This window comes from Collimonas sp. OK307 (genome assembly GCF_900113705.1).
GTDB lineage: Bacteria > Pseudomonadota > Gammaproteobacteria > Burkholderiales > Burkholderiaceae_D > Collimonas.
The window spans coordinates 234881-254711 of the sequence record NZ_FOQI01000002.1; the positions used below are offsets into that span (position 1 = coordinate 234881).

A 19831-nucleotide genomic window follows, 5' to 3' on the forward strand; every position below is an offset into this window, starting at 1 on the left:
AGCCGTTTTCAATGGTAACCGAAACGTGTACAGTCCATATTCCGCCTAATAAAGGGATCTATGAAATACCTCTCCAGGCTGCTCCGCGACGAGAACCTCTACCTGTGCCTGTTGTGCATACCCATGATGTTTGCCATTTTAAGAGGCAGCAAATTTGGCATTGCCCATGTCGACAGCATGACGCTCAAGATCGGCATTGCAATCCTGGCTCTTTTCCTGACATTGAAAATGACGTGGCTGGCAGCCTTGATCATCCAGACGGCAAAAAACCTGTACAGGATTTGCGTAAGGAAGTAGCGCGCCTCGTATCGGTCGACCCTCGATATCGAGGGTCGACGATCAGCGTGCGGCGCGATTGACGGCAATATTGCCCGCCACCTGCGATCAGTGATTAATAGCGGTTCGGGTTGTCATCCCTGCGATGATCATCACCTCTGTCATCGTGGTGCTCGTGCTGGTCGCCGCCATTTCTATAACCGCCATCTCTCGGACCGTATGGGGCAACTACGCAGCCGCTGAGCAGGACGGCCAAACCAAACAAGATAGCAAGGCGTTTCATGATGGTTTCCAGACTTTTCAGGGATATCAGGTTCGACGCTTGAATCCGTGTATCGTTCATTCCGCCCGAATCGGTCCGATATGGAAATGGCTAGCTGGCCGGCCGTTCGGTCAGGCTTTCGCGCCAGTCGCCGGAATAGGCGAAAGTCGGGGCATGGACTTCCTGGGCGTACCAAAAATGTGTCCTGAGCTTATGATTCGGCTCCATGAACCAATGGGCGTGCCCGCTTGCATCCATTGCCCACCAATGCGCGCCTTTCGGCGCATGTCTCCAGTCAACCTCGCCGTACATATTTGCCTCTTGCTTTTCAGCTACGAAAATAATGCCCTAAAGCGTAATGTCTTGAAGCAGCAATTTCTGCAATTTTCATTACAGAATCCAAACGCTTAACAGACATCTACACAGAAAGACATCTACACAGAATAAAAATTCTGACAGGCACATTGGCTGGCGAGTTCCGTTATTTACACAGCACCGTGGCGATACAGCCGCTACCGCTAGTCGACCATTGGACCGGATTGCCGGCGGTCGGCGTCAACACATAGGTATCTGTGGCAAGAATGCCGTCTTTTGCTTGTGGAACAACTGTGATGACGCCGTTCTTGGTGCTGACCGTAGCCACGCGACCGCCTGGATCTCCGGCAGCATCGGCGGGAATGCCATTGGCGCCGCCGTCGCAACCTGCGGTGGCATTCAATTTCTGCACACAAGCCTCGACTGCAGATTTAGTCGCAACGCTCGCCGCAATCACTTCTGCAAATTTTTCTTTCTTCAGACGGTTTTGATAAGCAGGTATGACAACCGCTGCCAAAATGCCAATAATCGCAACAACCAGCATCAACTCTATCAACGTGAAACCTTGATCCCTCCGGACAGGCAGGCGATGTGAATTTTTCATTTTGACACCCTTTGATTTAGTGGAGCAGGCGAAGCTTCCAATTAGAGAGCCAGAAGCTGATTTTGTTCTTACTGTTCGTGCAAGACATGGCGCTTGTGTTGCCTATGGTATATTTTATGCATCTATTGCCAAAAATGCAAAGTCTCGGCTGTCAAATTAATGCGATGATCTCGGCTCACCAGGGAGATCGATTGCAACTGCCCGCCTCAGCTGCCAATTACTTTCTCAATCCGCCGATCGGGAATTAACCACATGATCGCCACCAGCACGTACAGCCCGAGCGCCAGCCACCGATTGACGAAAGAAAATGGAATCGCAACCGCGTAGGCAATCACCGATAACTTACCCTTGAAGTCATTGCCGACCGCTTGGGCCAGAACCGATTCCTTTCCATGCAGATTGATCAGCGTGCGGCTCAAAATGTAGTAGGCAACGCCGGCCATCAGCAGCACCACGCCATACAGCGCCACCGGCACTTCGGAAAAATGATTTTCACCCATCCAGCCGGTGGCGAACGGAATCAGCGAGAGCCAGAACAGCAGATGCAGATTGGCCCACAAGACCGAACCATTGATCTTTTGTACTGCATGCAACATGTGATGATGGTTGTTCCAGTAGATACCAGTATAGATAAAACTGAGTATGTAGCTGACGAACACCGGCAGTATCAGCCACAGCGCGGCCAGGCTAGGTTCGTGCGGCACTTTCATTTCAAGCACCATGATGGTGATGATGATGGCGATCACGCCATCGCTAAATGCTTCCAGCCGGCTCTTTCCCATACAAGATTTCCTTTAATTCAGCTAAGGCCCGGTTCTGATTATCTATTCTCTAAGATTCTGTTGCATAAATCCGAATTTTGGATGGATAAGCATGCCAAATACAAAAGAGAAGACGATTTTGCAATCTCATTTTGCTACATTCATTTACTTAAAGTTACACTTGTTGCCCCTCCGAACAACATCTACTGATTGTTACCCGTACACTGAAGCTATGAAACGGCGAAATTGCCGAATGGTGTGCAGGTAAACAGGATACAAAATGAAAAAACTTTTAGCATGTCTGGCGTTTGGCGTCATTGCCGCTGGTGCTTGCGGCAGCGCTGCAGCTCGTGTGGATGTCGGCGTTGGCATTTACGTCGAGCCGCCGCCACAGGTATATTACCCGCCGGTTGTACAGTACGAACCGCGCTATGTTCCCGCGCCGGTGTATTACCCTCCGCAGCCAGTCTATGTGGAACCCGGCTGGCGCGAGCATCGCGAATGGCGGGAGCGTCGTGACGACGAGTGGCGTCGTGAAGAATGGCGTCGTCGGGAAGGCTGGCGTGAACATCGTCGCCATCATGACGACGATTGAGCTTGACTAAGCTTGCATTCGACTGAACCAAGCCCGCTGCCAGCGGGCTTCTTTTTTTACGACTAACGCCCCCAGCATTCCGCCAACGAGGCAGTATTGCCGATTAGTCCACGTGCGCCGGTATGGTCCAAAGTGAATGTGCCGCATTTGTCCATGACAGCGGGCACCGCGTGCAATTGATAGGCGCTGGCATGGGTTTGCCCGTCTACCAGACTGATCGCATACTTGATCGCACCTGTTTGCGGCGAACGATTCAGGTCGTCCGGCAGGACAGGGGGCTGGTTATCACCGCCGAGGTAGGTGTGATGCACGGAGAAACGTCGCTCCATCCAGTTTGCCGCTTCCAGCATGGTTGCTCGCGCGGCCACGCGTTGGCTGCGCCTGACATGCTCGCTATAACTGGGCAACGCTATGCTGCTCAGGATAGCGACGATTGCTACCACGATCATGATTTCGACCAAGGTGAAGCCTCTTTGCTTGTGCATACTCTTTGTCTCTAGCTCGGGCCAACACTATTCAACGGCACCGGCAATTGACGCCAGGTTCTTATCGGGCGCCGTGTGGCCGGATTAAGGTCGAGCGCTTGCAGCCCGCCGTCGCGGCCTCTTATAGCTACTTGCCGGCGACCATCCGGCAACGTGATGAAAGCGGGTGTTACGGCTGAAACAGCTACTTCCAGCATTGAAACATCTTGCGGGAAATCATCGAGTGCCGCTTCGGCCGTGGCGCCGCCTGTGGTGAAGTCGATTGCAATCAGATACGATTTTTCCGTGCTGGAAGAGTAGGTCAACGCCCACAATACGCCATCGATGATCTGCAATTTCCCGACTACCTGGCCAACTTTAGCGGGCAGGTCGATGTACCAGCCGCCTTGTCTGCTCCAGTTGACGGTGTTGCTGGTTAATTGCCATTTTCCGGTATCGGCATCTGACTCCGTCAGGGTTTGTTTCTGCAACTGGCTTCTGCTTGTGGCAGGAACAGCGCCTGGCTTTTCCAAGATGCCGTACAAGCTTGCTGTTTGAGACTTGCTCCTGGCATCGTCCTCAGTTTTACCCGCACCAAACATGATCATGGCGCCGCCTTGGGGATGATGATCAAGCAAGGCTTGCCGCATCAGGGATTGCATCTTGCCGCCGCTATCGGCAGCCACAAACAGGGGACGACCGTCGAACGCGACTTGCCAGCGCTCCGGCTCACTTGCACTAAGGTCGAATTTCCAAAGACTGCCTAGCAAGTCGCCTGCATAGGCAGTACTTGCTTCACGCCGTTGGTTAAAGACCAGGGCCGGCGTCCCCAAGCCATTTGGAATCGCCGAATCAACGGCGCCGGCCACCAGCTTTTTTATCAGTCTGCCGCTAACCAGGTCGACCAGAAGCATGACGGCGCGTTGTTTCTCGCTCTGATAACCATTGCCATACAGCGCGACCCAGCTACCGTTGCGCAGGCGGATTGCGAAGGCCTCTCCCAGCAAGTAACCCATGTCTTCATCGGGTAGCCCCTGGCCGTCGTCTTCCGCGCTCTTTTGCCAAAGGAGTGCGGATATCTGCGCCTCCGGATCGCTGACATCGATCGCAAACATGCTCTTCGCAGCGGCGCCGGTCGAACCAAGGAGGATGGTTTTCCATGCGGCGCTTCCGCTCTTGCCGAGATAGGCGTCACCTGCGGTGATCTGGCCATCAACGAACAAACGGTGTGCATAGTCGATGTCGCTCAATAACGGCAAATGCTCAAAGATGGCGTGTGGAATGAATGCGGTTCTTTCGACGCCGCTGATGGCATCGAAACCATGCAGCATGCCGTCATTGGCGCCAACGTACAGCATGGCGCGACGCTGGCTCTTGCTATCGACAAACTGCCGGTAACTGCCACCGCCTTCTGTTGCAGGCAGCAGCTGATAAGCCGAATCGGAGACGCCGACATACAGCGGTGACGAATTGATGATGTCGCCCAGCTTGCCTTCACGATCCCGGAACCGGCCGACGCCATGTCCTATTTCCAGCGCGTCGTTACCTCTCAGGTATTGCAGGACATCCTCCGAGGACAATATGGATTTTTTCACGTCGTCCATATGCGGCCATTCAAATGGCAGCGTTCGAGCAACGGTGCCTTCGCCGGCAGTCAGGATACGCCGCGCCTGCCACGGCGGAATCAGATCGGCGGCATCCCATTGCGCCGTTTCGGAAACGCCGTTCATACCGATCGGATAGGCTTTGACATGACCTTGCCATGTGGTGGCTTCGTAGCTGGTTGTATAGATGAACGGTTGCTCATCCGGCGTATTTGCGGCTTGGGCATTAACAAACATCAGCATGGCTACGCAGATGCCGCAAAAGACAGCTTTCATACTTGGGAGCACTTCCATGAGGAACGACGTTATGAAGGATACGAAGGCTACAAAAGCAAATAACTTTGCAACACAACCACCGCCGCCGTACTCGCGCCTATCCCGCGCGCGGTAACTCTATACGCTGGCCGCTGTTGCGGGAGGTGCTGCTGGTACTGCAGGTCGCCGTCGAATTGCAATTTCTCAACCAGGCAACGCGCTGGCATCGCAGCCGCCGCGCCTTCGCTGCCTATGCGCGGCATGGCCACCGAGACATTGCTGTTACTCCAGCTGTCTGCGATTTCCCAATAGGGTTTGCTATTTGCGCCGTCAACCGGAATCGGCCCTTGCTTGAGTTGCGGGATGGTAATCGGCGATAGCTGCAGCTGGTTTCCGCAAAAACGCAGGGCGTGTTCGGCGGCCTGGAATGCCATCTGCCGGTTGCCGGCATTGGCGGCCATTTTTGCTTCAAGCAAAGCCGCACGCAATGCGGTGAAACCGATAAGCATCATGACCATCAGGAAAATCAACACCATCGGCAAGACCAGGCCAGACTGTGGATGCAATTGCCGACGAAAATTCTTCATGGCGATACCACCGCAGCGTAGCAAGACACCTCTCGATGCAACACCGGATCGGCTGCTGTTGGCTGGCAATTTCTCGCAACTGGAGTAGCTCCGTCGGCCGCAGCAAGCATATCCAGGAAATATACCTTGACCGTAAAACCATCGGCCACCGAACCGGCGATCTCGCCCCAGCCGCCGACCATGGCATTGCCGAGGCCGGTACGCCACTCATGAATATCTTTTGCCGCCAGTTCCTGCGAAGTACAACTCCCGGGACCAGGGCAGGATGGCGCAGGATCACCAAGCGCGGGATATCTCTGCCGCGACAGATTGTAGGCGCCGTCATGGGCGCCGCGGATATTGCCGCGCATGCGATCGGCCAGGTCGGCGCTGAACTGGCTTGCCATGGAACGCAGGTGCGCCGTCTTCTGATAGCGCAACGCGACGATCTGCATGCTGATCAAGGCAAACATGGCGAAGACCATGATGACGATCGCCACCAGCACTTCTATCATGCCGATTCCGGATTGCATCGTAGCGCGATTGCCGGCCAAGCTCATATCCGTCTCCTTTTCAGTCCAACATCTTCTGGAAAGAATTATAGGAACGGCATGTCGACGAGGGAATAGGTTATGCGCCTAAGTACGCGGCAGGCAATACCTAATAAACTTCAAGCAAATTTATCCAGCAGAGCGGCCAGATTCCTGGCGCTCTGCTGTACTTGCTCAGGGCCGTCTGCAGCAGTGGTGTGGGTAACGATGGCATCGGTCAGCAGAGTGATGAATGCCCGGTCCAGCGCCTTGCGGGCGGCGGCCAGTTGCTGGGCGACGCCATCGCAATCTGCCGGCACTGCGGCATTGGCAATCAGTTTTTGCACTCCGCGAATCTGGCCTTCGACCCGTGCCAGACGATGCAGCAAGTCCTTTTTCTGCTCATCCGTCAGCGCCGTGCCATGCACGATTTTTATAGGGGTATCGCTCAATGTCAACCTCCTTGATTCAACGATAAAGGCAAGGGAAAACTAAGCGTGACCTTAAGACCTGGGGCCTGATCCTTGCTGTCGTCTGCCACGGAAAGCGTAATCTGCGCCTGATGCATCGAAGCGATATCACGCACGATCGATAAGCCGAGACCGGCGCCGCCAGGGTTTTGCTGCTGCGCCGACGGCGCCCGATAGAAGGCAGAAAACACGCGCTCCCGATCTTCTTCCGGGATACCCATGCCGCTGTCTTCCACCTCCAGTATGGCACGCTGCGCCACGCTAGCCACGCCATCGCGGCGCAACCTCAAGACGATCTTACCGCCAACCGGCGTGTAGTGAATCGCATTGTCGAGCAAATTACTGATCAATTCGTGTAGCAGCAGCGCATTGCCGTTGACGATCAGCTGGTCGGTGGCGTCGAACGCCAGATCGATTTGCTTTTTGACCGCACTGCGCGCCTGCTCCAGTCCAACCTGGCGTGTAATGTCAGTCAGCGACACCGGTTCGACGCCACTCTCAGCCGCGCCGTGCTCAGCGCGCGCCAGCGTCAGCAGCCGATTTGCCAGATGGACGGTAGCGTCGGTGGTGCCGGCAATGCTGGCGACGATCTCACGCAGGTCTTGCCAGGCGCGGGGGTCGTCGGGATTGCGGTCGAATTCGCGCAGGGCCAGTTCGGCTTGCGTCTTGAGTACGGTGAGCGGCGTGCGCAGCTGATGCGAGGCGTCGGCGATGAAACGACGTTGACCGGTAATCAGCGCTTGCAGCCGTCCCATATAGCCGTTCATGGCGACCACCAGCGGCCGCACTTCCCGGTGCACCTGGTTGACCTCGAAATCGGCCAGATCGGTGGTGGCGCGTGCTTCCACTGCCGCTTTCAACTGCATCAGCGGGCGCAATACGAAACGCACCGCAAACCACACCAGCAAAGCCGCCACCGTCACCAGCAAACCTTGGCGCCACATGGTGCTGAAGAGAATTTTACGGGTCAGGTCGCTGCGCGCATCCATGGTTTCACCAACCTGGATCAAGGCGATGCCGCGCATCGAATCGTCGTACACCGGTTGATACAGGGCGGCGATGCGGACTGGCTGGTTGTGATAACTGGCATGATAAAAGCGCACCAGCGCTGGATAGATTTCCGAGCGCGGCACGTCCGGCGGCAACGCCGGCAAATCCTCATAGCCGGAAACAAATTCTCCGTTAGTGCCGGTGACCTTGTAATAGATACGTCCCAGGGTATCGGTTTCGAAGCTGTCCAGCGCCACATACGGCACATCGGCGACCACCTTGCCATCGACCACCGAGACCCGCTCGGCAAGAGCCCGGGTCGAGGCTAGCAGGGCGCGGTCATACGCCAGGTCGGCCACATCGAGCGCGTTGCGATAGACGGAAAAGGCATCCAGCGCCACCACCAGCAGCAAGGGAATCAGCAGCCAGCTCAATAGCTGGCTGCGCAAGCTGCCTAAGGATTTAGCCGGCTTGGATTTGTGGTCAGCGCCGGCAGGATGGGCTAACGGCGCCGTCATTTTTCCGCGACAACTTCCAGCAGATAACCGAGGCCGCGCAAAGTGGTAATGGCGACTGCCTCGGTATCGGTGCGCTGCAGTTTCTTGCGCAACCGATGGATATAGATTTCAATCGCGTCGGGATTGGCGTCATCGACCAGCGAAAATACCTCGTCGAACAATTTTTCCTTGGATACTACGCGGCCGGTGCGGCTGATCAGCACCTCCAGCACCGCATGCTCACGCGGGGTCAGCGCCAGTACCGCATTGCCATAGCTGAACATGCGCGATACCGTATCGAACTGCAGCGCGCCGCAATTGTAGATTGGCGCCTCGCCGCCTTGCGCACGGCGCAGCAACGCTTTAACGCGCGCCTCCAGCTCGACCAGCTCGAACGGTTTGGCCAGGTAATCGTCGGCACCCAGATTGAGGCCCTGCACCCGATCTTGCAAGCCGCCACGCGCGGTCAGGATCAGTACCGGTGTTTTGCTGCCGCGGGCGCGCAGACGCTTCAATACTTCCAGTCCGTCCATTTTCGGCAAGCTCAGGTCCAGTATCACCAGGGCATATTGCTGGGTATGCAACAAGCTGTCGGCGTCGGCGCCGTTCATGGCGCACTCGACCGACCAATGTGCATCCTGCAGCGCCTTGGTCAGCCAGCGCGATAACTCGACATGGTCTTCAATCAGTAAAATCCGCATGGCTATTGGCGAGTAATGGGCGAGTAGTAGCTAAAATTCAAAAAACGGTCGCCAATACTCACACAGAAAACCGCGCTTGGCAAAACCTGAGTGAAAGGAAAATGAAAGACTGCGGCCGTTATGATGTAAAAAAATGAATAAAGCCCTGGTTTCGCATTTGCTCGCATACACACTAGTATTGCAGCTGAAACAACAACAGAATGGGTAGGAGACAATGACTTCCGTTATCAACTGGATTGGTGCACTCGGTGCATGTGTCACGCTAGGCGCTTACGCAGCGCCGGTGCAATGCATCGCCCCGGCAAAACCGGGTGGCGGCATGGCCGTGACTTGCAAGCTGATCCAGAAAGGCCTGCAACTGCCGGCCGCAGGTGCAAAGCAGGATACTCCCGTCAAGATCAGTTACCTACCGGGTGGCATCGGTGCTGTGGCCTGGAATTCCATCGTCACGCAACGCCGTGCCGAAGCCGATACGCTGGTGGTGTTTTCCGGCGGCTCCCTGATGAACCTGGCGCAAGGCAAATATGGCGATGCCGATGTCAGCAATGTTCGCTGGGTAGCGGCGGTCGGCGTCGATTACGGCATGATCGCGGTGCGCGCCGATTCACCGTATAAGACCTTGCACGAGTTGCTGGACGCGCTCAAGAAAAATCCGGGCAAGATCACCATCGGCGCTGCCGGCACCGTCGGCAGCCAGGACTGGCTGAAGATTTCCATGTTGGCCAAACAAGATCAGATCGATCCCAAGACGCTGCGCTTTGTCGCGCTGGAAGGCGGCGGCGAGGCATTTACGGCTTTGCATGCCGGCCACGTGCAAGTGGTTTCGGGCGATGCCTCAGAGGCCACCTTGCATTCCCTGGATGGCGAGATCCGCGTGCTGGTGGTGTTATCCGACAAGCGCCTGCCTGGCGCGCTGGCCCATGTGCCGACGGCGCGCGAGCAAGGCTTGCCGGTCAGCTGGCCGATCATACGCGGCGTCTACGTAGGTCCGCAGGTCAGCGATGCCGACTACAAACGTTGGGTCGGCACTTTCGACAAAATGATGGCGACTCCCGAATTCGACCGCCTGCGCGCCAGCAATGGCTTGTATCCATTCGCGATGAGCGGCGACAAGCTCACTGCATATATCAGGAAAACCGTTGATGACTATCACCAGCAATCGATCCAGCTTGGCTTGATCAGATAAATCCGGCTTCGACCTGCAGATCTTGCAGGTCCGGCAAAACCCCGTAAGCAATGCCAGATGGCAGCCATCACGTGGCTGGCTTCTGCTCGCCTGCGCCTTTTGAATGACTTACCTCGTTCGCAGTACCCATATCTACCAGGAGATTACACCCATGCTGATCAAAAAACCTCTGGCAAGCGCGCTAGCCGTTCTGTCCCTGAGCTTGACGCTGAATGCTTCGGCGCAGACGCCGGCAGGCTACCCGGCCGACTATGCAAAAATTGTCGACGGCGCCAGGAAAGAAGGCAAGCTGGTGATTTACAGCGCCACCGATTCCAAGGCGGCAGAACCTTTGATCAAGGATTTCAGCGCGCTTTATCCAGGCGTTAAAGTTGAATTCAACGACATGAATTCGACTGAGGTATACAACCGTTTCATCTCGGAAGCAGCTGCCGGCGGCGCTACTGCCGACGTGTTGTGGTCATCGGCGATGGATTTGCAATTCAAGCTGGTCAGCGAAGGTTATGGCGCGGTGTACAAATCGCAGGAAGCCGCCGCAATTCCTGCCTGGGCCAATTACAAGGATAGCGCTTACGGCACAACTTTCGAGCCGCTGGCAATCGTCTATAACAAACGGCTGGTCAGCGCTGACGAAGTGCCGTCAACCCATGCCGAACTGACCAAACTGTTGACCACCAAGGCCGACAAGTTCCGCAACAAGGTCACCACTTACGATATCGAAAAATCCGGCGTCGGCTTTTCCTTCATTACCGAAGATGCGCAAATCAATCCGCAATTCTGGGATCTGGCAAAAGCCTTCGGCGATGTCAGCGTCAGAGTGCAATCGTCGACTGGCACCATGCTGGAAAGAATTTCATCCGGCGAGAACCTGATCGGCTACAACGTGATCGGTTCTTACGCCCAGGCCCGTGCTGCAAAAGACCCATCGATCGGCGTCACTTTCACCAAGGATTACAACCTGGTGCTGTCGCGCGTGGCGTTCATCAACAAATCTGCAAAGAACATGAACGCAGCCAAGCTGTGGATCGACTATCTGCTGTCCAAGCGTGGCCAGACCATCATTTCGAACGAATCCCAGTTGTATTCATTGCGTTCGGATGTCAGCGGCCATGCAACGCTGGCGAGCCTGACTACCCAACTCGGCACTGCCCTCAAGCCAATCGCGATCACACCAGACCTGCTGCACTACCTGGACCAGACCAAGCGCCTGGCATTCCTGAAGCAATGGAAAGCCGCTGCAGGGAAAAAATAAATAAACAACGTCATCCCCGCGTAAGTGGGGATGACGGCTTTTCAAGATCCCGGTTTTCTGCAAGGTACAACTATGTCATCCATTTCTCCTCCCCACCCGCTGGCCAGCCGTTCCCGGCTGGCGCGCCTTAACTGGCCGCGCGGACTGGTGGTTACGCTGGCGGCGATAGCCATTTTTCTGCCGCTGGTACTGATTTTCTATCAAAGTTTCTTATCCGCGCCGTTTTTCGCGCCGGTCAAAACCCTGAGCCTGGAGCCATATCGCTTCATTTTCGACGACCCGGATTTCCGCCAGGCTTTCATTAACGGTTTGTTGCTGGCTACCGGCCTTGCATTTATCGCGGTGCCGCTGGGCGGCATGCTGGCGTTCCTGATGGTGCGCACCGATCTGCCCGGCCGCAACTGGATTGCGCCGATGCTGCTGGTGCCGATTTTCGTATCGCCGATGGTGATCGCCTTCGGTTACGTTGTCTCGATGGGCCCGGTCGGCTTCTATACGGTGTGGGTGCAAGACCTGCTGCGGATGATCGGCATCGAAGCGACGCCGTGGAATGTGTATGCCTTCCCCAGTATTATCATCATCGCCGGCCTGACTCATGTCCCGCACGTTTATCTGTACGCCTCGGCTGCGCTGAAGAGCCTGGGCGCCGACGTTGAAGAAGCTGCTCGCGTGGCCGGCGCTTCGCCGTTGCAAGTAGCGCTGAATGTCTCGCTGCCAATGATCATGCCGGCGCTGGCCTATGCCGGCGTGCTGGTGTTTTTCCTGGGTTTCGAAGTGTTCGGACTGGTGCTGGTGCTGGGCGATCCTGAAGGCCATCTGGTGCTGCCGACTTACCTGTATAAGCTGACCAACAAACTCGGTACTCCTTCCTATCATTTGATGGCTGCGGTTGCGGTGTGTCTGGTGGCGGTGACCTTGCCGCTGGTGATGATCCAGCGCTGGCTGCTGCGTTCGGCCAACAAGTATGTGTCGATCAAGGGCAAGGGCGCACGTCAGAAAGCGCTGCCGCTGGGTAAATGGAAATGGCTGGCGTTCAGCCTGATCGCCGCCTGGCTGATTTTCACGATCGTGATTCCATTATCCGGCATCGCCTTGCGTGCGCTTGTGTCGCATTGGGGTTACGGCGTATCGCTGATGGATACCTTGACCTTGCAGCACTTCCGCGACATCTGGGACCAGCCGGCGCTGGTGCGCGGCATCGTCAATACCATCATGATCGGTGTCATCGGCGGTGCGATTGCGGTGGCCTGCTATTGCTGTATCGCGCTCGCCATGCATCGCAAATCGGATGGCATTACGCGCTTCCTCGATTACAGCGTGCTGATTCCGCGCGCTGTGCCGGGCTTGCTCGCTGGTCTGTCGTTCCTGTGGGTGTTCCTGTTCGTACCATCCTTCCTCGACAGCATGTTGAAGGGTTACGACAACGTGGTGGCGCAATGGCTGGTGGAGAATTTCATTCCGCAATTGCGTGAACTGCGTTCCACCATTTTCTCGGTATGGCTGGCGTACTCGGTGGTGTGGCTGGCGTATGGTTTGCGCCTGATAACCACGGCGTTGCTGCAGGTCGGTCCGGAACTGGAAGAGGCGGCGCGCGCGGTTGGCGCTCGCCGTTCGCAGGTGACGCGGGATGTCACGTTGCCGCTGGTGCGCTACGGCGTACTCGGCGCGTGGCTGATGGTGTTCCTGATTTTCGAACGCGAATATTCGACTGGCGTTTATCTGCTATCGCCCGGCACCGAAGTCATCGGCGCCCTGATCGTTTCGCTGTGGGCCTCGGGCTCGGTCGATCTGGTTGCCACTCTCTCCTTTATCAACATCACGCTGGTGGCCATCGGCCTTGGCATTGCACTGCGCTTTGGCGTGAAGTTGCACGACTAGATTGCACAAATCAGTTGCACGACTATGTTGCAACACTAATCAGGAAATCATCATGAGTGAATTAAGCGTCAATAACTTGCATCTCGACTACGGCAGCGGCGCTAGCGCCAATCCGATTCTCAAAGGTGTGTCGATGGAATTGCAGCGCGGTGAAGTGGTTGCGCTGCTGGGGCCTTCCGGCAGCGGCAAAACCACCTTGCTGCGCGCGGTAGCCGGCCTGGAATCACCTAAGTCAGGCAACATCCAGATCGGCGAACGCACCATGTTTGACGGCCATCGCAAGCTGGAAATTCCAGCGGAAGAACGTAATCTGGGCCTGGTGTTCCAGTCCTACGCGCTGTGGCCGCACAAGACCGTATTCGACAACGTCGCCTATGGTTTGAAGCTGCGCAAAATGAACGGCAGCGACATTGCCGAGCGCGTCAAAACGGTATTGAACCAGCTCGGCCTCGGCCATCTGGGCGACCGTTTCCCGCATCAATTATCCGGCGGCCAGCAGCAGCGCGTCGCCATTGCCCGCGCGCTGGTGTACAACCCGCCGGTCATCCTGCTGGACGAACCGCTATCCAACCTGGATGCCAAGCTGCGCGAAGAAGCGCGCGCCTTTCTGCGTGAGCTGATCGTGCGGCTAGGTTTGTCAGCGTTGATGGTGACGCACGACCAGGCCGAGGCGATGGCGATTTCGGATCGCATCCTGTTGCTCAACAACGGCAAGATCGAACAGCAGGGCACACCGCAACGTATGTATGAAACGCCGGATACGTTGTTCACGGCGGAGTTCATGGGCAGTAACAACCGCCTGCGGGCCAAGGTGCTGCAACGCGACGGCGAACAAGCCTTGCTGCAGGTCGAAGGCGGCAATGTGAAGGCGACACTACGTGGCCAGGCCATCAACAACGACGGCAAGGATGCGGTCGCGATTATCCGCGTCGAGCAAGTCAACATCTCAGACACACCTGTGGATAACGCCATCAAGCTGCCGCTGTCGACCTGCATGTACCTGGGCGATCGCTGGGAATGCGTGTTCCGCAATATCGACGCAAGCGGCGCCGACAGCACTGTCTTGCGCGCCTATGCACGGCAAAGGCTGGCGCCGGGCGAGTACTGGCTGCAATTGCCGCAAGTCTCGCTGTGGGCCTTCTAGCCAGAGATGTATAGATATAGAGATATAGAAACAGGAAAGGGGGAGTTATAAAAGGGGAGCTCTATCGATATCCGACAACAGCCTTTGTGCAGCTTGACCATCACCGCACAATCAACAACAAAATCGCAGTAGAAAAATATTACACAACGGAGGAACAATGAAAAGAAAACACCTGGCGACAGCAATCCTCGCCGCGCTCGGCCTGCTGGCATCCGGCGCTTATGCCCAATCCAGCGTCACTGTTTACGGTCTCGTCGATACCGGCGTCGAGTATGTGAATAACGCCAATGCCAACAAGGATGGCGTGGTCCGCTTGAGTTCCGGCGCCATGAATACCTCGCGTATCGGCTTCCGCGGCACCGAAGATCTTGGCGGCGGGTTGAAGGCGGTATTCCAATTGGAAAACGGCTTCAAGACCGATACCGGCGAATTCGACAGCGCCGGCCTGCTGTTCGGCCGTCAAGCCAATGTGGGCCTGGAAGGCAGCTTCGGACGCATCGTTGCCGGCCGTTCCTACTCCACCACCTATGACTTCATCTTGCCGTTCGACCCTATGGGTTATTCCGGCCAGTATTCATGGGTGACTTCGGCCGGCGCTACCGGCGGCCGCAAGGATGGCATGCTGACCAACCTGCCGAACATGCTCAAGTACACAGGGAAATTCGGCAGCTTCAAGCTGGGCGCAACCTATGGCTTCGGTGAAGTCGCAGGCAGCACCGGCGACACAGCAAAATACGCGCTGGGCGCCGGTTACGAAAACGGCCCGTTCCGGGTTGCCGCGACATTTGACCGGGTCGACGGCACTGCGGCAGTCGCCGGCGGCGCTTACGACAAGGCCACCAGCATCCATCTGGCCGGCGATTACCAACTGAGCAGCACGCTGGGCCTGGACCTGGGTTATCGCAACTACAAGAAGACGCTGGCATCGAATGCGGCCGATCTGCGTAGCGATTTCTTCTGGGGTGGCGCTACCTACAAGGTAACGCCGGTAGTAACGCTGATCGGCGCTGTCTACTATCAGAACATCAAGAATGTAGCCAGCGGCAAGGATGCCGATCCGATCATGTATTCGGTTCGCGGCAAGTATGCACTCTCGAAACGCACCGACCTGTATCTGAGCGCGGCCTACGCCAAAGCCAAGAACCAGCAACTGGTTGGCGTGTCGCGTGACGACGTTGCCTACGGCACCAGCCAGACCGGCGTTATCGGCGGGATTCAGCACCGGTTCTAAAGACCGCATTAAAGCCCGGCAAGACGCAAATTAACTTGCGTCTTGCCGAGCTGCTTTTTTACACGAAAGACATGGCGTATTTTTGTAATGCCTTTCGTGTTTTTTTTACATCCGGTTTTTATCAATATAGTCCGTGATCCCCCTGACCTTGAATGCTGACGTAGAATGTTTCGTCAAAAAAATAATTCCCAGAACCAATATCAGGAGAATTGATGCAAATTTCTACACGACGTATCTCGCTATGCGGATTGATGTTGACTGCGGCTGCGGGAATGATGGGATGCACTGCCGTTGGCGATACGCCCACCAAGGCATCACAAGCCACCACCGCCGCCACTGCGGCACTCGCTGCAAGTTCTCCCTTCGCCCAGATCAGTTCCCTGCCTTACAACCTGCCGCCATTCGACAAGATCAAGGACAGCGACTACAAACCGTCATTCGAAGCCGGGATGGCGCAGCAACGCCAGGAAGTCAACGCGATAGCAGCCAATCCGGCGGCGCCGGGTTTCGACAATACGATCCTGGCGCTGGAGCGTTCCGGCCAAATGCTGACACGCGTCTCGGATGTGTTTTTCAACCTGGTCGGCGCCAATACCAGCCCGGAGCTGGACCAGACCCAACAAGACGTTGCGCCCAAGCTGGCTGCGCACAAAGACGCCATCTTTCTGGATCCGCAATTATTTGCCCGCGTAGTTCAGCTATATCAACAACGCAGCACACTGGGCCTCGATCCCGAGTCGCTGCGGCTGCTGGAGCGCTATCACATTGAATTCGTCCGCGCCGGCGCCCGTTTATCGGCGGCCGACAAGGACCAGCTGCGCACGCTGAACCAGCAAATTTCCACGCTCACCACGCAATTCCAGCAAACCCTGCTGAAAGCGAATAACGACGGTGCTGTGGTGGTCGACAAACGGGCCGATCTGGACGGCTTGTCGGCGGAGTCCATCGCCGCCGCTGCGCAAGCCGCGAGCGACCGCAAGCTCGACGGCAAGTGGCTGATCGCGCTGCAGAACACGACCGACCAGCCGCTACTGGCGCAACTCAAGAACCGGCAGCTGCGCGAACGCATCTATGCTGCCTCGATCACCCGTGCGAATGGCGGCAGCGACGATAATGTCGCGGCGGTCGCCCAGATCGTCAAACTGCGCGCCCAGCATGCCGCGTTGCTGGGTTACCCCAACCACGCCGCCTATGTGCTGGAAGATGAAACCGCCGGCACGCCCGAAGCCGTCAACCGCATGCTGGCGCAACTGGCGCCGGCAGCCGCATCCAACGCCCGTAAGGAAGCAGCCGTGATGCAACAGCTGATCGACCGCCAGGCTAAAGCCAGCCATACCAAGCCATTCAAGCTGCAGCCGTGGGACTGGGCGTTTTATGCCGAGCAGGTCCGCAAGGCACGCTACAACTTCGACGAATCCCAGACCAAGCCTTACTTCGAATTGAATCATGTGCTGCGGGACGGCGTGTTCTACGCGGCCCACGAGCTATATGGCTTGAGTTTCAAGGAACGCACCGACCTGCCGGTCTACCAGAAAGATGTACGCGTGTTTGAAGTGTTCAACCAGGATGGTTCGCCATTGGCCCTGTTCCTGTTCGATCCATTCGCGCGCGAAAACAAACAGGGCGGCGCCTGGATGAACAGCTATGTCGCGCAATCACGGATGTTCGGGACCAAACCGGTAGTATCCAACAATATCAACATCGTCAAACCGCCGGCCGGCAAACCGGTATTGCTCACTTTTGACGAAGTCAACACGATGTTCCACGAGTTCGGCCATGCCTTGCACGGTATGTTCTCCAATGTCGAGTATCCACGCTTCTCAGGTACCGAAGTGCCGCCCGACTTCGTCGAATATCCGTCGCAATTCAACGAAATGTGGTCGCACAATCCACAAGTCCTGGCGCACTATGCCAAGCACTACAAGACCGGCAAGCCGATGCCGCAGGCGTTGGTCAACAAAGTCCTGGCTGCGCGTAAATTCAATGCCGGTTACGACAGCTCCGAGTATCTGGCGGCTTCGATACTGGACCAGGCCTGGCACCAGCTGCCGGCTGACCAGACTCCCGCAGCCAAGGACGTCATGGCGTTTGAAGCGAAAGCATTGCAGACTGCAGCGGGCGGTGAAGGTTATGTGGTGCCGCCGCGCTACCACACCGCGTATTTCCAGCATATCTTCGCCAACGGCTATTCGGCCGGTTATTACGCTTATATCTGGAGCGACGTGTTGGCCAAGGATACCGAGCACTGGATGAATACCCACGGCGGCTTGAAACGCGGCAACGGCGACCTGCTGCGCTCCAAGGTGCTGTCACGCGGCTTTAGTGCCGATCCGAGTGCCTTGTTCAAGGACTTTTATGGACGCGGGCCGGAAGTCGGCCCGTTGCTGGAGGCGCGTGGTTTGACGGAAGCCGCAAAGTAATCTGAAATGTAAAAACGGGGCAGAAAATCTGCCCCGTTTTTTTCGTCCTGGAAATCCGTATTGGAGCCGAGTAAGGTGGGCAAGTTTTTTTGCCCACGTGTTAGCAAGATAACCGGTGTCAGGAAATTTACGGTCCGCGTGGGCATTCATGCCCACCCTACAGGTTGAAGGCGCAGTTTTCCGAGGCAAGTAAATTGGAAATAAATAGTGTAAACAATTTATTTCAATATTTGATAGACATCCGATCACTGAGCCATCCCAAGATACCTGGCTGTTTTTTTCCTGGGATTCTTAAGCCTCTATAGCGCATCACCAAATCTACTACTTGCTCGATAGTAGCAACAGCCCCCCATTCCGCTTCTGTCAAACGCATATCAAAATATTTTTCGACTTGCATTACGCATACAAATAAATCATCGCCATCTATTTTTAAATCCGATACAAGGCGGGCATCAACCAGCAATTCTTCCCGTTTAATCCATCCGATGGCATCGATAAAAATATCAATGACTTTTCCCAGCACCTCATCTCTTGTCTGTTCATTTGCCATTTTTACTCTCGATTGCACACATGCCGATGCTGACTACATCGAAAACGGCAAATCCTAAAGCAACGAATGGGGACGCCCGACCTATAATGCCAAATACCCTGGTAGTTCCAAAAACAGCCTTTGCTGCTCTATTCGCGCTTGCCGGAATTTTGGCAAAGGGAAAAAATTTCAGGCCATAGTGGCTTATCAAATTTGTGTTTTTTCCGGCACCAAGAAATTGGCCTCTTCCAAGGGCTGATTTAGGAATAGGCATACCACCGATACCTGAAATCGCTGCAGCCGCCGTTAACCCATAATGATCTTTAGCGCACTCCCAAAGCTGATCAAGCGTTAGATCTGGAATTTGAACGTTTGGAATTGAAAATTTCGCTAATTCATAGTTACCCTCATCACCAACTAGCGCCATAGCCCCGCTGTAACCAGACAACATTGAGAAATCATTGTGGAGACTGCCAGTATTCACTTTAGCAAAAGATGGGGGAACTCGAAATTTATGGACGCCCTCAAAAATTGCCGAATGCAAAGATACCTCTTTCATGGAGAGCGCCTATCAATTTGATTGAGATTCAAAGATAGTACCCACTTAAAAATATCATTTCAACAATGATTTTAAACAACCCTGCAAAAGCAGCACGGCAGGGTGGGTAAGCTTTTTGCGCAAGCGTTGCCAAGATAACCGGTGTCAGAAAATTGCGCTGGAACGTGAAAACGGGGCAGAAAATCTGCCCCGTTTTTTTCGTCTCGAAGATGCGCGTTACAGCAAAATATTACAGTGGTTCAAACACTCCAGCCGCCCGATTTTTTTCGACTTTATCCCACGCAAAAATCTTGCCGTTCATCGCCACATACACGCCAGGCGGCAAGGCTTGCGCAACGCCGCAAGCAAAACCGAAATTGAACAGCGCATCGGAATTGGCAATGGAGTAGGGAATCATCGCGCCGGTCACCACGATGGTCTTGTCCAGCGCGGCAGCACCCAGCACAGCGGCTGTCTCGCGCATGGTGTCGGTGCCGTGGATGATCACTATCGACTGCTCCTCAGCATGGGTGCAGGAAGCCAGCACGCGCCGGCGATCTATATCCTGCATGTCGAGTGAATCCAGCAAAGGCAATTCTTCCAGCGCGATTTCGGTAGTGATGCGCGCGCGCTGGATCACTTGCGGCAGGTGGCTGGCGGCAAAAGTCAGTTTGCCGGCGATCTCGTCGTAATGCTTATCGAAGGTGCCGCCGGTGGCGATGATACGTAAAGCCATGGGAATCCGTTTCCTTTTCAATAATTA

Annotated in this window: 21 protein-coding genes; 9 read left to right on the plus strand and 12 right to left on the minus strand. The window is 55.6% G+C overall.

Features of this window, described 5'->3' with window-relative positions:
• Positions 1-60: 60 nt before the first annotated feature.
• Positions 61-297: a hypothetical protein gene (locus BM205_RS04755; RefSeq protein WP_092413081.1), complete on the plus strand. Its 237-nt coding sequence runs from the start codon at positions 61-63 to the stop codon at positions 295-297.
• A gap of 124 nt (positions 298-421) precedes the next feature.
• On the plus strand, positions 422-949 hold the full coding sequence (locus BM205_RS24205; RefSeq protein WP_175511160.1) for a hypothetical protein: 528 nt from the start codon (positions 422-424) through the stop codon (positions 947-949).
• 70 nt (positions 950-1019) lie between these two features.
• On the opposite strand, the gene BM205_RS24695 is transcribed toward BM205_RS24205, so the two are convergent.
• On the minus strand, positions 1020-1457 hold the full coding sequence (locus BM205_RS24695; RefSeq protein ID WP_092413085.1) for a pilin: 438 nt from the start codon (positions 1455-1457) through the stop codon (positions 1020-1022).
• 206 nt (positions 1458-1663) lie between these two features.
• Positions 1664-2239 (minus strand): TMEM175 family protein, encoded by a 576-nt coding sequence (locus tag BM205_RS04770; RefSeq protein ID WP_092413086.1) that lies wholly within the window; start codon positions 2237-2239, stop codon positions 1664-1666.
• A 259-nt stretch (positions 2240-2498) separates the two neighbouring features.
• On the opposite strand from BM205_RS04770, the gene BM205_RS04775 reads away from it, so the two are divergent.
• Entirely contained in the window at positions 2499-2813 is a 315-nt protein-coding gene (locus BM205_RS04775) for a hypothetical protein (RefSeq protein WP_092413088.1), read from the plus strand.
• Between the two features lie 62 nt (positions 2814-2875).
• Here BM205_RS04775 and BM205_RS04780 read toward each other — a convergent pair whose 3' ends face one another.
• From BM205_RS04780 to BM205_RS04810, 7 genes are all read right to left on the minus strand, one after another.
• Entirely contained in the window at positions 2876-3298 is a 423-nt protein-coding gene (locus BM205_RS04780; RefSeq protein WP_092413090.1) for a type IV pilin protein, read from the minus strand.
• Between the two features lie 11 nt (positions 3299-3309).
• The gene (locus BM205_RS04785; protein WP_175511161.1) at positions 3310-5157 is read right to left on the minus strand and encodes a pilus assembly protein; all 1848 of its coding nucleotides are present in this window, start codon (positions 5155-5157) and stop codon (positions 3310-3312) included.
• Between the two features lie 47 nt (positions 5158-5204).
• Positions 5205-5723, minus strand: a complete 519-nt coding sequence (locus BM205_RS04790) for a pilus assembly PilX family protein (RefSeq protein WP_092413094.1) — start codon at positions 5721-5723, stop codon at positions 5205-5207.
• Positions 5720-6262 carry a type IV pilus modification protein PilV gene (gene pilV, locus BM205_RS04795; protein ID WP_092413096.1) on the minus strand — a complete coding sequence of 181 codons (543 nt, stop codon included), beginning with the start codon at positions 6260-6262 and terminating at the stop codon, positions 5720-5722. Before pilV ends, BM205_RS04790 begins: the two co-directional genes overlap by 4 nt.
• A 110-nt stretch (positions 6263-6372) precedes the next feature.
• Positions 6373-6684, minus strand: coding sequence for a metal-sensitive transcriptional regulator (locus BM205_RS04800; RefSeq protein ID WP_092413098.1), 312 nt, complete (start codon positions 6682-6684; stop codon positions 6373-6375).
• 2 nt (positions 6685-6686) lie between these two features.
• Positions 6687-8210: a sensor histidine kinase gene (locus BM205_RS04805; RefSeq protein WP_092413100.1), complete on the minus strand. Its 1524-nt coding sequence runs from the start codon at positions 8208-8210 to the stop codon at positions 6687-6689.
• Positions 8207-8890 carry a response regulator gene (locus BM205_RS04810; RefSeq protein WP_092413102.1) on the minus strand — a complete coding sequence of 228 codons (684 nt, stop codon included), beginning with the start codon at positions 8888-8890 and terminating at the stop codon, positions 8207-8209. Before BM205_RS04810 ends, BM205_RS04805 begins: the two co-directional genes overlap by 4 nt.
• 214 nt (positions 8891-9104) lie before the next feature.
• Between BM205_RS04810 and BM205_RS04815 the strand changes: the two genes are divergently transcribed.
• The 6 genes from BM205_RS04815 to BM205_RS04840 all read left to right on the plus strand — a co-directional run bounded on the left by BM205_RS04815 (position 9105) and on the right by BM205_RS04840 (position 18001).
• Positions 9105-10076 (plus strand): tripartite tricarboxylate transporter substrate binding protein, encoded by a 972-nt coding sequence (locus BM205_RS04815; protein WP_092413104.1) that lies wholly within the window; start codon positions 9105-9107, stop codon positions 10074-10076.
• Between the two features lie 151 nt (positions 10077-10227).
• Positions 10228-11328: an ABC transporter substrate-binding protein gene (locus BM205_RS04820; RefSeq protein WP_092413105.1), complete on the plus strand. Its 1101-nt coding sequence runs from the start codon at positions 10228-10230 to the stop codon at positions 11326-11328.
• A gap of 72 nt (positions 11329-11400) precedes the next feature.
• The gene (locus tag BM205_RS04825; RefSeq protein WP_092413107.1) at positions 11401-13206 is read left to right on the plus strand and encodes an ABC transporter permease; all 1806 of its coding nucleotides are present in this window, start codon (positions 11401-11403) and stop codon (positions 13204-13206) included.
• 52 nt (positions 13207-13258) lie between these two features.
• Positions 13259-14350 carry an ABC transporter ATP-binding protein gene (locus BM205_RS04830; RefSeq protein ID WP_092413109.1) on the plus strand — a complete coding sequence of 364 codons (1092 nt, stop codon included), beginning with the start codon at positions 13259-13261 and terminating at the stop codon, positions 14348-14350.
• Positions 14351-14507: 157 nt separating this feature from the next.
• Positions 14508-15581: a porin gene (locus BM205_RS04835; RefSeq protein ID WP_092413111.1), complete on the plus strand. Its 1074-nt coding sequence runs from the start codon at positions 14508-14510 to the stop codon at positions 15579-15581.
• A gap of 212 nt (positions 15582-15793) precedes the next feature.
• A complete protein-coding gene (locus tag BM205_RS04840; RefSeq protein WP_254783745.1) occupies positions 15794-18001 on the plus strand; it encodes a M3 family metallopeptidase in 2208 nt (735 codons plus the stop codon).
• A gap of 223 nt (positions 18002-18224) precedes the next feature.
• Here the strand turns inward: BM205_RS04840 and BM205_RS04845 are convergent, their stop codons facing one another.
• The 3 genes from BM205_RS04845 to BM205_RS04855 form a co-directional block, all read right to left on the minus strand.
• Positions 18225-18551, minus strand: coding sequence for an acyl carrier protein (locus tag BM205_RS04845; protein ID WP_092413112.1), 327 nt, complete (start codon positions 18549-18551; stop codon positions 18225-18227).
• On the minus strand, positions 18541-19089 hold the full coding sequence (locus tag BM205_RS04850) for a hypothetical protein (RefSeq protein ID WP_092413114.1): 549 nt from the start codon (positions 19087-19089) through the stop codon (positions 18541-18543). The genes BM205_RS04845 and BM205_RS04850 overlap by 11 nt, the downstream gene beginning before the upstream one ends.
• A gap of 229 nt (positions 19090-19318) precedes the next feature.
• Positions 19319-19804, minus strand: a complete 486-nt coding sequence (locus BM205_RS04855) for an asparaginase domain-containing protein (RefSeq protein ID WP_092413116.1) — start codon at positions 19802-19804, stop codon at positions 19319-19321.
• Positions 19805-19831: the final 27 nt, after the last annotated feature.

Bases quoted from the DNA above. Each gene is read 5' to 3' on its own strand.
- BM205_RS04755 (WP_092413081.1), top strand. From the start codon at position 61: ATGAAATACCTCTCCAGGCTGCTCCGCGACGAGAACCTCTACCTGTGC.
- BM205_RS24205 (WP_175511160.1), top strand. From the start codon at position 422: ATGATCATCACCTCTGTCATCGTGGTGCTCGTGCTGGTCGCCGCCATT.
- BM205_RS24695 (WP_092413085.1), bottom strand. From the start codon at position 1,457: ATGAAAAATTCACATCGCCTGCCTGTCCGGAGGGATCAAGGTTTCACG.
- BM205_RS04770 (WP_092413086.1), bottom strand. From the start codon at position 2,239: ATGGGAAAGAGCCGGCTGGAAGCATTTAGCGATGGCGTGATCGCCATC.
- BM205_RS04775 (WP_092413088.1), top strand. From the start codon at position 2,499: ATGAAAAAACTTTTAGCATGTCTGGCGTTTGGCGTCATTGCCGCTGGT.
- BM205_RS04780 (WP_092413090.1), bottom strand. From the start codon at position 3,298: ATGCACAAGCAAAGAGGCTTCACCTTGGTCGAAATCATGATCGTGGTA.
- BM205_RS04785 (WP_175511161.1), bottom strand. From the start codon at position 5,157: ATGAAAGCTGTCTTTTGCGGCATCTGCGTAGCCATGCTGATGTTTGTT.
- BM205_RS04790 (WP_092413094.1), bottom strand. From the start codon at position 5,723: ATGAAGAATTTTCGTCGGCAATTGCATCCACAGTCTGGCCTGGTCTTG.
- pilV (WP_092413096.1), bottom strand. From the start codon at position 6,262: ATGAGCTTGGCCGGCAATCGCGCTACGATGCAATCCGGAATCGGCATG.
- BM205_RS04805 (WP_092413100.1), bottom strand. From the start codon at position 8,210: ATGACGGCGCCGTTAGCCCATCCTGCCGGCGCTGACCACAAATCCAAG.
- BM205_RS04810 (WP_092413102.1), bottom strand. From the start codon at position 8,890: ATGCGGATTTTACTGATTGAAGACCATGTCGAGTTATCGCGCTGGCTG.
- BM205_RS04815 (WP_092413104.1), top strand. From the start codon at position 9,105: ATGACTTCCGTTATCAACTGGATTGGTGCACTCGGTGCATGTGTCACG.
- BM205_RS04820 (WP_092413105.1), top strand. From the start codon at position 10,228: ATGCTGATCAAAAAACCTCTGGCAAGCGCGCTAGCCGTTCTGTCCCTG.
- BM205_RS04825 (WP_092413107.1), top strand. From the start codon at position 11,401: ATGTCATCCATTTCTCCTCCCCACCCGCTGGCCAGCCGTTCCCGGCTG.
- BM205_RS04830 (WP_092413109.1), top strand. From the start codon at position 13,259: ATGAGTGAATTAAGCGTCAATAACTTGCATCTCGACTACGGCAGCGGC.
- BM205_RS04835 (WP_092413111.1), top strand. From the start codon at position 14,508: ATGAAAAGAAAACACCTGGCGACAGCAATCCTCGCCGCGCTCGGCCTG.
- BM205_RS04840 (WP_254783745.1), top strand. From the start codon at position 15,794: ATGCAAATTTCTACACGACGTATCTCGCTATGCGGATTGATGTTGACT.
- BM205_RS04845 (WP_092413112.1), bottom strand. From the start codon at position 18,551: ATGGCAAATGAACAGACAAGAGATGAGGTGCTGGGAAAAGTCATTGAT.
- BM205_RS04850 (WP_092413114.1), bottom strand. From the start codon at position 19,089: ATGAAAGAGGTATCTTTGCATTCGGCAATTTTTGAGGGCGTCCATAAA.
- BM205_RS04855 (WP_092413116.1), bottom strand. From the start codon at position 19,804: ATGGCTTTACGTATCATCGCCACCGGCGGCACCTTCGATAAGCATTAC.